Source organism: Lysinibacillus sp. DFXJR4, assembly GCF_057196045.1.
On record NZ_JBXUNW010000005.1, the window covers coordinates 15,684 to 30,800 of the forward strand.

The following is a 15,117-nucleotide window of genomic DNA, read 5'->3' on the forward strand; positions in this document are numbered from 1 at the left end:
TTTTGATTGTAGCAGAAAAAGTGAGGTTAGCATTCTTAATTGTCAAACCTCCTAACCTTTAGTAGCTAGGAGGTCTTTTATATTATAATTCACTTTTTATTATTCCGTATCTAATCATTATGATTATTCCTCTACTAATGCAGATAGTTGAAAATACGATTTTAATTTTACTGCTTTCATTTGGCGCGCTAATTTCATATAGTAGCCTGCGCCAGTCCCACCTGTGTAGCGAAACGTATTATGCTTGTGACAAATCGGTAATAGGTGTACATTACTACCTTTATTAACTTGGCTTGAGTTGGTTGCTTGTAAAATCACATGACCGCCTACTAATGTGCCACCACAGGAAAATTTCTTTGTTTTATCATCACTTTCATCTTGTGAATCCCCTACATAAATTTTATTATGCTCCGCATAACAAGTAGTGATATCATACTCATCTTGCAAACAGGCTTTTATTAATTGAATCCAAGATGACACGCCAGGCTTTGGATCATCTGTACTACCCTCCACATTGGCAAACTTTGTACCGATAGCAAGAGGATCTGTTACACCATCATATACCGATCTTAAAGGGACAATGATAAATTTATCTGTATAGTCGATCTCTGGGTTCCATAAATCAGTAAAATAAGCACCTTGCTCATCCTTTGTTTTACGATAAACTACTCGGAATTTCGCTTCCTGCTCCTGTGTTAATTGCAATTTAGCACCCTCTACTGTCGTTGGCATATTAGCAAACATTCTCATTCCTCCTATAAGTTTAAAGTCTGTTTGTTATATTTTTGATTGTAATCATCTAGCATTTCTTGGAATTTCGTGACGAACTCAAAAATAGAGATGAAATCAGTATTACTGCTTGCCTCTGTATTGTTAATACTGACACTTTTATCCGCCGGTGTTGCTTCAAGATAATAGCCTAAAATTTGTGGATTCGTAAAGCGTACCGTTACGCTATTAGCAGAGGATTGCACACTGGAATTACTTTGGGCTGAGGATGATGAAGAAGATCTGCTTCCCCCGAAAATAAAGAAACCTCCGCCACTTGCTGAATGATCCTCAACACTTTGTGCAAATGAATTTGATATAGCGGTTGCAGAAGTAAATTTAATAGTAACATCTCGCGCAATAACAAATGCCGTAGGGAAGCATGGGAAAACGCATTGATTCATTTCCTTAAAGCGTTCCTTTGAAAAATCTTGATAATCTTTCGATGGCGCAATGGATTTGCTCGATGTATTATACATATCCTCTGTCAATAAAAAGACTCCAGGATTAAACCATTCTCGTCCAATTTGTACCTTTGCCACAGATAGTCCAATTTGGATCGACATCTCTGAGCTACTAGCGAATGCATTACTGATTGCTTCCTTATGGCTAGAGCTACTGGAATAGCCTCCAAAGAAAAAGGATATACCGTAGTTAGAGGAAGATGCTGAAGCATAGGAAGAGGAAGCTTGATTTGCTTCTTTTAAGCTTGATGTGAGAATAATTTGTGTAAAGTTTTCTGGTACATGATTTGGTGCAACTTCATTTTCATCCACTTGCTTATTAGCCTCCTTTGAAGATTGTAAAACAGTGGCAAGTCTTATTTTCTCTTTTAATGCCTCAATGTCTTGATTTGTATTGTCAAGCTGCTGCTGTAATGGAGAGAGCATGGATTTGAATTGAAGCTTATTGTTCTTTTCGAAATATTGCATCGCAGCGCTTGTTGCCTTTTGTGCCTTATCGATTAAATCATTTTGTGCAGTTAAACAGTCCTTAAAGTTAGCACTAAGTTTGTCAAGCAGGTCTTTTACTTTGTCATTTTCAACGCCAAAAATGCGCATAACTGTTGAAGGTAGGACGGTTGTAACTTCCTGTAATCCTTGGGAAGCCATTATATCGACCAATGTTTTTAACATATCAAGTGTTGTATTAGCATACGTTTTCTGCAGTGCTTCAAGAGATGCTTTAAACGCTGTATCACTTTTTTCATAAGCCTCTTTTAATGCTTGTACTTCTGTTTCATCTGGGATAATCGCTAAAAATGAGTTAATATTACTTGTAATATTGCTACGTTGAGCTACTAATAGGGCCAACTGCTGTGCTAACGCTGCAGGACTTTCAAGTAAGTCAACAGGTGTAAAGGAGGTATTTAATAATGTAAACCAATTTTCTGGATAAAGCTGTACAGGATAAACATGTCCACCATCAGGATTCATCTTCCCTACATTGGCAATTGTAGAACGAGCCTCAGCAATCTCACGCCCTACACCACTATCTAAAATACCATTAATAATTTCCATATCACCTGGGGAAAAGACACTCAATACTTTACCGAGTTTTTCCTCAACTCCTAGTACTTCTGCCTCTGCTGTTATTTCATACCAATCTAAAAATTCATTATTACGTTGCTTGTAGTCTTCGGCTGTCTGCTCTGGGTACTTTTTCGCAAGCTCATTTTTCTTTGCCACCTGCTTTTCAGCCCATGCTTGCTTTGCCTCTACATAATCGCTATACAATCGGTAGAATACTTGTTCAAGCGTAAGTACATCCTGCTTGCCATCACCAAAATTATAAGGATATGGTGTCATTAGTACTTCTCGCAGTTTGTTTTTTGCCTCGAAAAGCTTACTATTTAATTTAGGCGTAAGCATATCCAGTGCGGTTTTATACTGGGTTGATAAGTGACGCCCATTATCAGAGGCTGTCATCTGACAGGCATCAAATAATTTATTGACAAGCTTTGATTCATTGGCTCTAACAAAGGCAGGCTTCGGTTCGTTATTGTCAATGTCATAGGCATACTGCGAGGCACTAATTAACGTCCCGGGAAGGCTCATACAAAAAAATTGATTTGCATTACTGCCACCAATAACGGAAGTAATCTGCTCATATAGCTTGTCTGCAAAGCTTTGAGTATTGTCCCCATCTTGTAAATCTGTTGCTGTCAATAACCTATTTTGTTCATTTTCCACTGTACTTCCCCCTATACTTAATTGTGATAGCAAAGCTTTCACCAAATCACTATATGAGGTATGCCTCTTCGATATAACATCCTACCTAAAAAAATCTTTATTAGTTAAAATTCATCATTATTAGGGATTGGTATTTAGGAGGTTTTTCCGTCTACATTTATAGAATTTCTACTTTTAAAGTGAAGAAATACTCAAAGATTTCTTTCTTTTTATTTTATAGAGAAATAATTTGATGTGATTGATAGAATTTTTATAGTTATCGAAAAAAATTAAGCTTTATCGCCCAACTTTTTAAATTTATCGGCTAAAGCGGCTTTCGACAGCCAAACCTTCCTTTTTATAGTATAATAAGCGTAAGAACAGCATTGGTTTGTGATGTGTTAGGGAAAGGATGATATTTGTATGGCTGAGAAAGTAGGACAATCTTTCGTACAACCAACACCTTCTGGAAAAGAAGAACTTGGGAAAATAGAAGTAGCAGCGGAAGTAATCGAAGTTGTGGCTGGGATTGCAGTAAATGAGGTTGAGGGCATTGCTGCAACTCGTGGTAATATTGCAACGGGTGTTGTTGAGCGCTTCGGTAAAAAAGTGCACAATAAAGGCATTAAATCGGGTGTGACAGAAACAGGTGAAATTGCCATTGATGTATTTTGTTCTGTGAAATATGGCCATGCTATTCCAAAGGTAGCGAAGGAAGTACAAAGTCAAATTCGTCAGGCAATTTTTAATATGACTGCACTTGAAACAGCAGAGGTGAATGTACACATTACTGGCATTCACTTTGAAAAAGAAGAGGTTGCTGTACATGAATAGCAAAAAAAGGGTTGCCGAGAGTGGCAGCCCTTTTCTATTAAATAGGAAATGTTTTAGCAATACATTATAGCTCAATATGCTTTGGCTTTCTCCAAAATAAAGCAAGGATAACGCCAAGGGTTAATACGATTGTTGCAAAATAGTAGGGGTAGTTTAAATTAATATCAAACAAGATGCCCCCTAAAATGGGTCCAAATATATTCCCAAGGCTTGTGAACATGGAGTTCATACCACCCACAAAACCTTGCTCGTTTCCGGCAATTTTGGATAAATAAGAGGTAGCGGCAGGACGTATTAAATCAAAGCCTACGAAAATAAAGAATGTTACAAATAAGATTGCAAAATAATGACTTACAACAGTCATCGCAAAAGTAAGAGCAGCAGAGAGGATGAGTGAATAACGAATAACATTAATTTCACCCATTTTTTTCGTCAGCCAATCGAATAATAATAGTTGTGCAAGGGCACCGACTATCCCGCTCCCAGTAATGATAATTGCGATATCTGAAGGTGTAAATGAAAATTTATGATCCACAAATAAACTAAAGAGCGATTCAAATGCCGCTAGACCAAAGGAAAGCACGAAAATTAGCACAAATGGTATGAAATACAGCGGACTAATTACTCGTCTCACACTGCCTAAAATAGATGGTGCAGCTTCTTGGTCGTCTAAAGAACGTGTCGGTTCTTTTAACAAAATCAATGACAGGATTGCCGCTACAAAACCAAGTATACCAGCAGCATAAAACGGTATCCGCGTACCAATCTCAGCTAAAAATCCACCAATTCCTGGACCAATGATAAACCCTGTACTTATAGCCGCACTCATATAGCCTAGTGCTTTTGAACGCTGTGATAATGTAGTAATGTCAGCGATATAGGCTGTTACTGCTGGCATGATGAAGGCAGCACTCACGCCCCCTAGCATACGTGAGATAAAGAGAATTTCTATCGTGCGACCAATCCCAAACAATAGCTCGGAAAGCCCAAAAATAAAAAGACCTGCCACAATCATTACTTTACGGCCTATATTATCCACTAGCTTACCGGCAATAGGAGATACAATAAGTTGCGTAATGGCAAAGGCTGCCACCATGTAACCTACAACTGAGCCTGAAATATGTAACTCATTCATAATAGTAGGTAGCACTGGAATAACTAAACCAATGCCTAAAAAGGCAATGAATAGATTCGATAATAAAATTGTTAACGTTAAAATTTGTTTCTTATCCATATTTTTTCTCCTTTAATCTTTCACAATACATGAGAACAAAGTCTACTAGAATATTTCCATGAGTAATACAATAAACCCTATAGTAACTATAGGGTCAAAAGATTTGTTTACTTTTTTTAAATTTCGCTTTAGATAAGTGTGGTAGTGGGAGGGAGTTGTTATGCAGGTGCTCACATCAAATTTTTTACACAATTAATTTTTTGTCTAACCTTTAATTCAACGATGAATTTTTTCTCATGCTCAAAGGTGAAAGAAGCAGGCATATAAAGCTCATAGACGATTGGTTCATAGGCTTCTTGTTGTGCTTCTACGTATGCTCTTAGTTTTTCATAATATGAAAAGTATGTATCAGGATGATAGATAAAGGCAATACATACATATTTACCGGCTGGCTTTATTGTTTGCTTAATATTTGGAGAAAGCTTAGAAAATGTTCGTTCCGTTAAAAGTGGTGTAAAGATAGCGTCATAAATAATAGAATGAACATCTGTATAGCGAGCTAGCGGAAAAATACAACCATAGCGACTATTTAAGACACTTCCTTCACGTTCAATTATTTTCGTAAGTGTTGCATAATACGTATTCGTGCTAGATGTAGGTGTTAGCTCAGTAGTCGTAACTTGTAAAATAGGCATTTCCTCTTCTACTTGAACATAAACATCTCCGAAAATTGGAATATCGATTTGTTCTTGCATTTGTTTTTTTGTTTTAAGCAAAGTGTACTTTACTTCATTTAAGCGCGTTATTTTTTGTTCTATGCGCTGCTCCTGCTGTTCTAAAAAAACGAGCAATTCTTCCGAAGTTAAGCCAAGCGCCCTTTTTATATCCTCAAGGGAAATTCCAATATATTTAAGCGACTTAATAATATCTAAGTAAAAAATCTGAGTATCTTTATAATAACGATAATTGGTATGGGTATCGATATGAGCAGGTTTAAATAAATCAATTTGGTCATAGTAGCGTAAGGTCTGTACAGATAAGTTAGAGAGCTTAGCAACCTCACCAATTGTATAATAATGTTCTTTCATAAATGAATTGCCTCCACTAGTAAGAGCTAAAGAAGTTTCGAATGGCATCAAAGCGAATTTTATGCTTGCAATCCTCGCAGTAAAATAAGCGGGATTTACGTTCCTTCAATTTTTTGTATTGTTCCTCACCTTCATATAATTTGAATGATATTTTACAGCTTGTACACTTCACTTCATAATGCATAATAAAACACCTCCAAAGATGAAATAGAAGTCTCTTTATTATAACATTCTTATTAAATGAACAAGAAATGCGGATGGTTATTTTCTACTTGTATCATACTTTTCATTGAGATGCATGAAAACAAGCAGAAAGTTGCTTGAAAAAGGTTTCAGATTATTGAAAACTTGCTGGAATTCGTGTTTCTCGTTCGAATTTATGCTATTATAAACCTTAATGCCACTTAAGAAGGAGAGCTTTACATGAAACGACATGAGGCACGCGAAAAAGCGTTGCAAGTTTTGTTTCAGCTGGATAATACTGACGTAACAATTGAAGAAGCAATGGAGCATATTAAAGGTCAGCCAACAAATGTCTTCTATGAAAAGATTGTTACTGGAACAGCTGAACATTTGGAGGAAATTGATGCTACTTTAGAGAAGCATCTTGAAAAGTGGTCACTTGCCCGTCTGCCCAAAATTGAGAGAACAGTTTTACGCTTAGCTGTATATGAGCTTTTATACATGCCTGAAACACCAAAAAGAGTAGTACTGAATGAAGCAATTGAGCTATGCAAAACATTTGGCGATGAAGGATCGTCGAAATTTGTCAATGGCGTACTTTCTAAATTTACAGAACAATAAAATGTGTTGAATTGGAAGGAGTAACGAAGTTTTATGTCAAGTGCAATTATTAATGGTAAAGAAATTGGTCAAGCTATTCGTCAATCAATAGCAGAACGTGTGGTAAGCTTAAAAGAGCAAGGTTTGACACCAGGCTTAGCGGTTGTTTTAGTAGGGGACAATCAAGCTTCTGCTACATATGTGAGAAATAAGCAAAAATCATGTGAAGAAATGGGTATGTTTTCAGAGCTAATAAAACTACCTGAAGAAACGACACAGGAAGAATTATTAGCACAAATTGAACGCTTAAATACTCGTGAGGATATTCACGGTATTTTAGTACAATTACCACTTCCAAAGCATATTGATGAGGATACTGTTATTGCCACAATTGCTGTGGATAAAGACGTTGATGGATTCTCACCAGTAAGTGCTGGGAAAATGATGCTTGGCCAAGAAACATTTTTACCATGCACACCATTCGGGGTTATGAAGCTTCTTGAGTATTCAGGAATCGAAATTGCAGGAAAACACGCTGTCATTGTTGGTCGTAGTCATATCGTTGGTAAACCGATGGGACAACTTTTGCTACAAAAGGATGCAACCGTTACTTATACGCATTCAAAAACACCAGATTTACCTTCATTCACAAAGCAAGCAGATATTTTAATTGCTGCCGTTGGACGTGCTAACTTTATTACGAAGGAGCATGTAAAGGAAGGCGCTGTTGTGATTGATGTTGGCATTAATCGTGACGAAAATAACAAGCTTTGTGGGGATGTAAACTTTAATGAAATTGATGGCATCGCATCACATATTACACCTGTACCAGGCGGTGTGGGACCAATGACGATTACAATGTTACTATTCAACACAGTACAAGCTGCTGAAAATAAGCTTGCAAATAAAGTTAAACTATAATGAGTATAACTAATTATTTAAAACCATCTCGAAATTTTTGAGATGGTTTTTACTTATGCTGAAAAGCCTAATTTATATTTATGCTTTTTTTGAGAACTTTTGCCATGCTATTACCGTCTAATATACTGTTTAAGACATACATACTAAAAAGGAGGTTTTTATGGAAAACCTAGATCTCATACTAATTATTAAGCATATTATTATTGGACTTGTGCAAGGCTTCACGGAGCCAATACCAGTGTCGTCGAGTGGTCATGTCATGATTGCAAGTGAAATACTTGGTTTAGGTGAGCAAGGCTTTACTTTTGCTATTTTAACGAATACAGCTTCATTGCTGGCCATTGTTTACATCTATCGTGAGGATATTGTCCGGCTCATTTCACACTTTTTCCTTTATCTTAAAACAGGTGATAAGCGCTATAAGGCAGATTTTCGTTTTGCCGTTTATATCGTAATTGGCACGATTCCGGCAGGCGTTTTAGGTGTGTTATTTAGTGATTTTATTGCAGACAATGTTAGCATGACAACGATTGCAATTATGCTGTTTGTAACAGGTATCGCCCTTTGGCTTATTCGCAATATGCGAGGTACAAAAAAGGATGCAGATTTGACTGTAAAAGATGCTATCATTGTTGGCTTAGGTCAAGCTGTCGCACTCACACCGGGCATCAGTCGTTCAGGAGCAACGATTATATCAGCTATTGCTGTGGGAATGAAGCAGGATACAGCCCTACGCTTTTCCTTTATGCTTTATATTCCAATAAGCCTTGGGGGTGTTGTGCTTGGAATAACAGATTTTTTAAATGAACCCAATAAAGGTACATTAGCCATCCCATATGCTGCAACATTTATCGCTACATTATTGATGACATATTTTGCAATGCGCTGGTTTATGGGCATTATGAAAAGTGGCAAGCTTAGTTACTTTACTTATTATTGTTTTCTTGTAGGTACGCTCTTATTAATATTTTATTAATATAAAGCCTTCTAACAGTTAGTGTTGTTGGAAGGCTTTTATGCTGTTGAAAACAAATTTACTAGCGCTGTTATATCTATTTTAAATGATAATGAGTAACAAGCTTTTACATTGAATTATCAATATAGTAATCAAAGTACTACATTATTGCTGATTGGAGTATAAGGCACTTGCTTTCTTGGGGTAAAACGCATAAAATCTATCATTTGAATATGCAGTAATTTCTTCAATAGGATGAAAGACAGTCATTTTTTCTAGCGAAACTACATTTTGGCACGTCAACGACTTTAAAAAATGTTATGATAGTTGTAGTTTTGTGAAAAACTTGATTTTAGTAAAGGAGCCGAAAACATGTCATCTGCTTCTTATTTAACGGTAAAAGCATTAACAAAATATATTAAACGAAAATTTGATGCCGATCCACATTTACGTGAGGTATATGTTAAGGGGGAGCTATCGAACGTTAAAATTCATCAATCTGGACATATCTATTTTACTTTAAAGGATGATGGTGCACGAATTGCCGCAACAATGTTTAAAACAGCAGCCACTAAATTAGCGTTCGAACCCAAGGAAGGAATGCAAGTATTTATCCGTGGTGATGTAAACGTTTACGAGGGCTATGGAACCTATCAGCTTTATGTACAGGAGATGCAGCCAGATGGGGTTGGTAGCTTGTTTGTTGCCTTTAATCAATTAAAAGAGCAATTACAAAAAGAAGGTCTTTTTAAAACTGAATGGAAGCAGCCAATTCCGAGATTCCCAGAGAGAATCGGTGTCTTGACATCTACAACGGGAGCAGCGATTCGCGATATTTGTACAACGCTAAAACGACGTTATCCACTGGCTGAAATATTGATTTATCCAACACTTGTTCAAGGGGGACAAGCTGCACCAAATATCGTTCAAAATATTGAGCAAGCAAATTTAGATGCTTCTTGTGATGTTCTCATCGTCGGACGAGGTGGAGGATCAATAGAAGATTTATGGGCATTTAATGAGGAGATTGTAGCTCGTGCTATTTTTAGTAGCCGCATACCTATTATTAGTGCTGTTGGTCATGAAACAGATACGACAATTGCGGATTATGTGGCAGATTTGCGTGCTCCTACACCAACGGCTGCTGCTGAAATAGCTGTACCTGATCAACAGGATTTATTTCAGCGTGTACTGACTCAAAAATCGCAGCTCCATCAAATGGTGAGGGCGCAACTTATGGCTGAGCGACAACGTCTAAATAAGCTCCAACAGTCTTATCCATTGTCAATGCCAGAAAGACTATATCGTCCGTTTACTGAAAAACTAGCTCAGCTCGAATCAGACTTACAAAAAGCCATGCAGGTAGATTTGATGAAAAAGGGTGCACAGCTTCAGCAACTACATAGTGCTATCGAGCAACATTCACCAAAAAAGGCACTCACTTTCTATCAACGTGAGCTAGAAACACGAATTCAACAATTAACACATGCCTCCAAACAATATGTGACGAAGCAAAAACATCAATTTGAGGCAACTGTTCGAACTTTAGAAGCATTGAATCCACTTGCGATTTTAACAAGGGGCTATACAGTAGCGTATAAGGATGAACAAATGATTAAATCATCCGCTGAAGTCAAACAGCAGGATCAATTAACCCTAACCTTCCATGATGGAGAGGTTATCGCCGAAGTGACAAAAATCTTGCCAAAGAATGAGGGGGAATAGTTGTGGCAGAGAAACAACAGACTTTCGCGGAAGCAATGACAGCACTTGAGGAAATTGTCCGTCAGCTAGAGCAAGGTGATGTGCCATTGGAAAACGCCATTGATTTATATAAGCAAGGAATGGAGCTATCACAATTTTGCCATAGTAAACTGCAACATGCTGAGGAGCAGCTGATATCTATTGTCCAAGAGACAGGTGAAACGACTGCATTTGATCCATTAAAGGGAGAGAATTAAGAAATGAATGAGCAATTAAAGCATTTTATTGAAAGCAACATACCACAAGTTGAAGCTGAAATGTTTGCACTTGTTGAGAAGATTGATGCACCAAGTGATTTAAAAGAATCAATGCTATATTCGCTAAAGGCTGGAGGAAAACGAATTCGTCCACTTTTCGTGTTAGCCGTACTTGAGCTATTTAACAAGGATTTAAAGGATGGATTAACTGTAGGATCAGTTATAGAAATTATCCATACGTATTCATTAATCCACGACGATTTACCAAGCATGGATAATGATGATTTTCGTAGAGGGAAACCGACTAATCATAAAGTTTATGGAGAAGCACTAGCGACACTTGCTGGAGATGCATTAAATACGCTTGCATTTGGAATATTAGCACGCATGAATGTATCTGCTGAAAAACGCATTGAATTGGTTAACCTTTTAAGTATAGCAGCTGGTGCAGAAGGTATGGTTGGTGGTCAGGTACTAGATATGGAAGGTGAGCAACGCCAGTTAAATTTAGCTGAGCTTGAGCATGTTCATATTAATAAAACCGGTGCTTTATTACGATTTAGCATTGAAGCGGGAGCAGTGTTAGCTAATGCGTCTTCAGAGGAACGAGCAACCCTAAAGGAATATGCACATCATATCGGTCTTGCATTCCAAATTCAAGACGATATTTTAGATATTGAGGGCACAACGGAGGAGCTAGGTAAAACAGCAGGTAAGGATGTAGCGAGTGATAAAAGCACATATCCCGCCCTATTATCATTGGATGGAGCGAAGGATAAGTTAGCTGAGCATTATCAGCTTGCCATTCATGCACTTGATCAATTACAAGTCGATGCTAGTTTACTACGTGAGTTTGCAGCCTATATTGTTCATCGTAAAAACTAAAAGATCAATTACGTCCCAGCGTAATTGCGTCCGGGTTTTTTGAGCTCGCTCGAAAAGCTCCTCTTCAAAATCCGTGACATCCGCCAGGGGCTTTGAACCAATAGATGTTTTGTAAAGATAAACAAGGCAATAAGAGCGAGGAATATGCTAGAATAGTCGAGGATGTTTGTCGAATGTGCAAACAATAAGTGTTCGTACTTTTAGCATATTGATAACACTGTTATAATGGTGGAAACACAAATACGGTGAATATTTTATTGAAAAGGTGTGTGAGAAAGGTGGATTTAAATAAAATAACTAGTCCATCCTTTTTAAAAAACTTAGACAAGAGGGACCTTGAGCATCTTGCGCAAGAAATTCGTACCTTCTTAATTGAAAAGTGTTCTGTCACAGGTGGTCATATTGGACCGAACCTAGGTGTTGTGGAGTTAACAATTATGCTTCATAAAATGTTTGACAGTCCAAAGGATAAGTTTTTATGGGATGTTGGCCACCAAGCTTACGTGCATAAAATTTTGACAGGTCGTGCGAGTCAATTTGACACACTGCGTCAGTTCAAAGGGCTTTGTGGTTTTCCAAAGCTTGTGGAAAGTGAACATGATGAGTGGGAAACAGGTCATAGCTCGACATCTTTGTCAGCGGCTATGGGTATGGCTGCAGCACGTGATATTAAAAATGAGAAGAATTTCGTCGTACCTATTATTGGTGATGGAGCTTTAACAGGCGGTATGGCACTTGAGGCATTAAATCATATTGGTCATGCGAAAACAAATATGATTGTTATTTTAAACGATAATGAAATGTCCATTGCCCCAAACGTCGGCGCTTTACACAATGTACTTGGACGTCTACGTACAGCGAAGGAATATTCAAAGGCGAAAGAAGAGCTTGAGTCTCTTATCAACAAAATCCCTGTATTAGGCGGTAAACTGGCTTCAACGGCTGAGCGCGTAAAGGATAGCTTAAAGTATTTAGTGGTGTCCGGTGTATTCTTTGAGGAGCTAGGTTTTAAATATTTAGGACCAATTGATGGACATGATTTTGATGCGCTTGAGATGACCTTATCTTATGCTAAAAAAGTAAAAGGTCCTGTACTTGTTCATGTTATTACCAAAAAAGGGAAAGGCTATAAACCTGCTGAAGATGATACAATTGGCAATTGGCATGGAACAGGTCCATACAAAATTGAAAACGGAGCTTTTGTAAAATCAGAAACGAAAGGTCCAGCTTGGAGTAGCTTAATTGCAGAGACAGTACGTAAAATTGCACATGAGGATAAACGAATAGTTACCATCACGCCTGCTATGCCTGTTGGCTCTAAACTACAAGGTATTCAGAAGGATTTTCCAAAGCGTTTCTTTGATGTAGGAATTGCTGAACAGCATGCAGCGACAATGGCAGCAGGTTTAGCAACACAGAAAATGAAACCATTTTTAGCGATTTATTCGACGTTCCTACAACGTGCCTACGATCAGATACTGCATGATATTGCACGTCCTAATCTAAATGTCTTTATTGGAATTGACCGTGCAGGTTTAGTTGGTGCAGATGGTGAAACACATCAAGGTGTATTTGATATCGCTTTCCTTCGCCATATACCAAATATGACAATCATGATGCCAAAGGATGAAAATGAAGGACAGCATATGGTAAAGACTGCTTTAGACTATGATGGGGGACCAATCGCCCTACGTTATCCTCGAGGAAATGGGATTGGCGTTCCATTGGATGATGAGCTAATGACTTTACCAATAGGAAGCTGGGAAGTGTTGCGAGAGGGGAAAGATGCAACAATTTTAACGTTTGGTACAACCATTCCAATGGCAATGGAAGCAGCGGACTTGCTTGCTCAGCAGGGCGTTGATATCGAAGTGGTGAATGCCCGCTTCATTAAACCGATGGATGAGGATATGCTGCATCGTATATTATCAAGCAAGAAACCTATTTTGACGATTGAAGAAGCAATATTACAAGGTGGCTTTGGTAGTGGTGTGCTTGAATTTGCACATGACCATGGTTATTTAAATGCCCTAATCGATCGAATGGGAATCCCTGACCAATTTATAGAGCATGGCAATGTAGATCAGCTACTCGCTGAAATTCACATGACAACTGAAGATACAGTGGCACGTATGCAAGTGTTACTTCAACAAAAACAGCAAGTAGGGTTGAATAAATAATGACAAAACAACCGAAAGAACGTGTAGATATTTTACTTGTAGAACGTGGGCTAAGTGAAACCCGTGAAAAAGCAAAGCGTTCCATTATGGCAGGTCTTGTTTTTTCAAATGAAATTCGAATAGATAAGGCGGGGGAAAAAATAGCCATTGATGCCCCACTACAAGTAAAAGGCTCTGATTTAAAATATGTTAGTCGTGGTGGCTTGAAGCTTGAAAAAGCACTACAAATATTTGATATGTCTGTAGAGGGGAAGCTAATGCTTGATATTGGCTCCTCTACAGGAGGCTTTACAGATTGTGCATTACAGCATGGTGCAAGGCATTGCTATGCATTAGATGTGGGTTCCAACCAACTAGCCTGGAAGATTCGCTCTGATGAACGTGTCACAGTGATGGAAAAAACAAATTTCCGTTATACGACTGCAGCAGATTTAACAGAGGGCTTGCCAGATTTTGCAACTATTGATGTCAGCTTTATTTCATTAGCACTTATTCTACCTGTCTTAAAAACCCTGTTGATGCCTGGAGGAGATGTGATGGCATTGGTGAAGCCTCAGTTTGAAGCTGGCAAAGACAAGGTTGGTAAAAAGGGCATCGTTAGAGATAAAAAAGTTCATTTAGAAGTATTAGAAAAGACGGCAGCAATGGCGACAGAGGTTGGCTTTGTTGTCAAGGATGCTTCATTTTCTCCTATTACAGGGGGCGAAGGAAATATTGAATTTTTATTCCATTTAGTGAATCCTGTAGGAGATGAACAAATTCTTGCTTATACAGCTTTTGATACACTCGTTGAAGAAGCGCATAATTCTCTTAAATAACACGTGCTCACTACCTGAGCCGTGTTTTTTCTTGTACTTTTATGCTGAAAATGGTAGTGTGAATATACATATATATAATTATTTATAAGAGGTGACCACAATGAATAAAGGACAGAGACATATACGAATTCGGGATATTATTGCCAATCATGAAATAGAAACACAAGATGATTTAGTCGATTTTTTAAAAGATGCAGGCTATAATGTGACCCAAGCAACGGTATCACGTGATATAAAGGAACTTCATCTTGTTAAAGTTCCATTGCAGGATGGACGCTATAAATATAGCTTGCCCGCTGACCAACGTTTCAATCCTATGCAAAAATTACATCGTGCATTGGCAGATGCGTTTGTCAGCATTGATGGTGCATCGCATTTTTTAGTCATGAAGGCTCTTCCTGGTAATGCGAATGCTATTGCTTCACTGCTTGACCATTTAGATTGGCCGGAGATTTTAGGTACGATTTCTGGAGATGATACAATCTTAATTATTTGCCGTGACGAAAATGAGCGTGAAAATACAAAAAACCGCTTATTAGAAATGCTATAATTTAGCATGGAATTTGATACAGAGGTGAC

The 15,117-nt window shown here is 37.9% G+C and carries 15 protein-coding genes; 10 read left to right on the forward strand and 5 right to left on the reverse strand.

The genetic code is table 11. The features are described from left to right. Window positions 1-123: 123 nt before the first annotated feature. Window positions 124-744, reverse strand: a complete 621-nt coding sequence (locus AC2CGN_RS12760) for a hypothetical protein (protein ID WP_484514194.1) — start codon at window positions 742-744, stop codon at window positions 124-126. A gap of 11 nt (window positions 745-755) precedes the next feature. Further along, window positions 756-2,960: a hypothetical protein gene (locus AC2CGN_RS12765; protein ID WP_484514196.1), complete on the reverse strand. Its 2,205-nt coding sequence runs from the start codon at window positions 2,958-2,960 to the stop codon at window positions 756-758. Window positions 2,961-3,362: 402 nt separating this feature from the next. Between AC2CGN_RS12765 and AC2CGN_RS12770 the strand changes: the two genes are divergently transcribed. Beyond that, a complete protein-coding gene (locus tag AC2CGN_RS12770; RefSeq protein ID WP_286923609.1) occupies window positions 3,363-3,773 on the forward strand; it encodes an Asp23/Gls24 family envelope stress response protein in 411 nt (136 codons plus the stop codon). Between the two features lie 64 nt (window positions 3,774-3,837). Here AC2CGN_RS12770 and AC2CGN_RS12775 read toward each other — a convergent pair whose 3' ends face one another. The 3 genes from AC2CGN_RS12775 to AC2CGN_RS12785 all read right to left on the reverse strand — a co-directional run bounded on the left by AC2CGN_RS12775 (window position 3,838) and on the right by AC2CGN_RS12785 (window position 6,219). Further along, window positions 3,838-5,007: an MFS transporter gene (locus AC2CGN_RS12775; protein WP_286923608.1), complete on the reverse strand. Its 1,170-nt coding sequence runs from the start codon at window positions 5,005-5,007 to the stop codon at window positions 3,838-3,840. 170 nt (window positions 5,008-5,177) lie between these two features. After that, window positions 5,178-6,035 (reverse strand): MerR family transcriptional regulator, encoded by an 858-nt coding sequence (locus tag AC2CGN_RS12780; protein ID WP_484514199.1) that lies wholly within the window; start codon window positions 6,033-6,035, stop codon window positions 5,178-5,180. 16 nt (window positions 6,036-6,051) lie between these two features. Next, window positions 6,052-6,219 (reverse strand): DUF2197 domain-containing protein, encoded by a 168-nt coding sequence (locus tag AC2CGN_RS12785; RefSeq protein ID WP_429985617.1) that lies wholly within the window; start codon window positions 6,217-6,219, stop codon window positions 6,052-6,054. A 239-nt stretch (window positions 6,220-6,458) separates the two neighbouring features. Here AC2CGN_RS12785 and nusB point away from each other — a divergent pair, with 239 nt between their 5' ends. From nusB to ahrC, 9 genes are all read left to right on the forward strand, one after another. Further along, window positions 6,459-6,839 carry a transcription antitermination factor NusB gene (nusB, locus tag AC2CGN_RS12790; protein ID WP_054771647.1) on the forward strand — a complete coding sequence of 127 codons (381 nt, stop codon included), beginning with the start codon at window positions 6,459-6,461 and terminating at the stop codon, window positions 6,837-6,839. A gap of 33 nt (window positions 6,840-6,872) precedes the next feature. Continuing rightward, window positions 6,873-7,739, forward strand: coding sequence for a bifunctional methylenetetrahydrofolate dehydrogenase/methenyltetrahydrofolate cyclohydrolase FolD (gene folD, locus AC2CGN_RS12795; RefSeq protein WP_484514202.1), 867 nt, complete (start codon window positions 6,873-6,875; stop codon window positions 7,737-7,739). Window positions 7,740-7,899: 160 nt separating this feature from the next. Continuing rightward, complete coding sequence (locus AC2CGN_RS12800) at window positions 7,900-8,715, forward strand: undecaprenyl-diphosphate phosphatase (RefSeq protein ID WP_286923604.1); 816 nt, start codon at window positions 7,900-7,902, stop codon at window positions 8,713-8,715. Window positions 8,716-9,066: 351 nt separating this feature from the next. Further along, complete coding sequence (gene xseA, locus AC2CGN_RS12805) at window positions 9,067-10,419, forward strand: exodeoxyribonuclease VII large subunit (protein WP_484514204.1); 1,353 nt, start codon at window positions 9,067-9,069, stop codon at window positions 10,417-10,419. A gap of 2 nt (window positions 10,420-10,421) precedes the next feature. Then, the gene (gene xseB / locus AC2CGN_RS12810; RefSeq protein WP_053597070.1) at window positions 10,422-10,655 is read left to right on the forward strand and encodes an exodeoxyribonuclease VII small subunit; all 234 of its coding nucleotides are present in this window, start codon (window positions 10,422-10,424) and stop codon (window positions 10,653-10,655) included. Window positions 10,656-10,658: 3 nt separating this feature from the next. Beyond that, a complete protein-coding gene (locus tag AC2CGN_RS12815; protein ID WP_429982276.1) occupies window positions 10,659-11,540 on the forward strand; it encodes a polyprenyl synthetase family protein in 882 nt (293 codons plus the stop codon). A gap of 278 nt (window positions 11,541-11,818) precedes the next feature. Then, window positions 11,819-13,720: a 1-deoxy-D-xylulose-5-phosphate synthase gene (dxs, locus tag AC2CGN_RS12820; protein ID WP_484514206.1), complete on the forward strand. Its 1,902-nt coding sequence runs from the start codon at window positions 11,819-11,821 to the stop codon at window positions 13,718-13,720. After that, window positions 13,720-14,538: a TlyA family RNA methyltransferase gene (locus AC2CGN_RS12825; RefSeq protein WP_429987624.1), complete on the forward strand. Its 819-nt coding sequence runs from the start codon at window positions 13,720-13,722 to the stop codon at window positions 14,536-14,538. The genes dxs and AC2CGN_RS12825 overlap by 1 nt, the downstream gene beginning before the upstream one ends. A 100-nt stretch (window positions 14,539-14,638) precedes the next feature. Continuing rightward, the gene (gene ahrC, locus AC2CGN_RS12830; protein ID WP_283868585.1) at window positions 14,639-15,088 is read left to right on the forward strand and encodes a transcriptional regulator AhrC/ArgR; all 450 of its coding nucleotides are present in this window, start codon (window positions 14,639-14,641) and stop codon (window positions 15,086-15,088) included. Window positions 15,089-15,117: the final 29 nt, after the last annotated feature.

What these genes read in the sequence shown, in the direction of transcription:
- AC2CGN_RS12760 (WP_484514194.1), bottom strand. Translation starts at nt 744, where the DNA reads ATGTTTGCTAATATGCCAACGACAGTAGAGGGTGCTAAATTGCAATTA.
- AC2CGN_RS12770 (WP_286923609.1), top strand. Translation starts at nt 3,363, where the DNA reads ATGGCTGAGAAAGTAGGACAATCTTTCGTACAACCAACACCTTCTGGA.
- AC2CGN_RS12775 (WP_286923608.1), bottom strand. Translation starts at nt 5,007, where the DNA reads ATGGATAAGAAACAAATTTTAACGTTAACAATTTTATTATCGAATCTA.
- AC2CGN_RS12780 (WP_484514199.1), bottom strand. Translation starts at nt 6,035, where the DNA reads ATGAAAGAACATTATTATACAATTGGTGAGGTTGCTAAGCTCTCTAAC.
- AC2CGN_RS12785 (WP_429985617.1), bottom strand. Translation starts at nt 6,219, where the DNA reads ATGCATTATGAAGTGAAGTGTACAAGCTGTAAAATATCATTCAAATTA.
- nusB (WP_054771647.1), top strand. Translation starts at nt 6,459, where the DNA reads ATGAAACGACATGAGGCACGCGAAAAAGCGTTGCAAGTTTTGTTTCAG.
- folD (WP_484514202.1), top strand. Translation starts at nt 6,873, where the DNA reads ATGTCAAGTGCAATTATTAATGGTAAAGAAATTGGTCAAGCTATTCGT.
- AC2CGN_RS12800 (WP_286923604.1), top strand. Translation starts at nt 7,900, where the DNA reads ATGGAAAACCTAGATCTCATACTAATTATTAAGCATATTATTATTGGA.
- xseA (WP_484514204.1), top strand. Translation starts at nt 9,067, where the DNA reads ATGTCATCTGCTTCTTATTTAACGGTAAAAGCATTAACAAAATATATT.
- AC2CGN_RS12815 (WP_429982276.1), top strand. Translation starts at nt 10,659, where the DNA reads ATGAATGAGCAATTAAAGCATTTTATTGAAAGCAACATACCACAAGTT.
- AC2CGN_RS12825 (WP_429987624.1), top strand. Translation starts at nt 13,720, where the DNA reads ATGACAAAACAACCGAAAGAACGTGTAGATATTTTACTTGTAGAACGT.
- ahrC (WP_283868585.1), top strand. Translation starts at nt 14,639, where the DNA reads ATGAATAAAGGACAGAGACATATACGAATTCGGGATATTATTGCCAAT.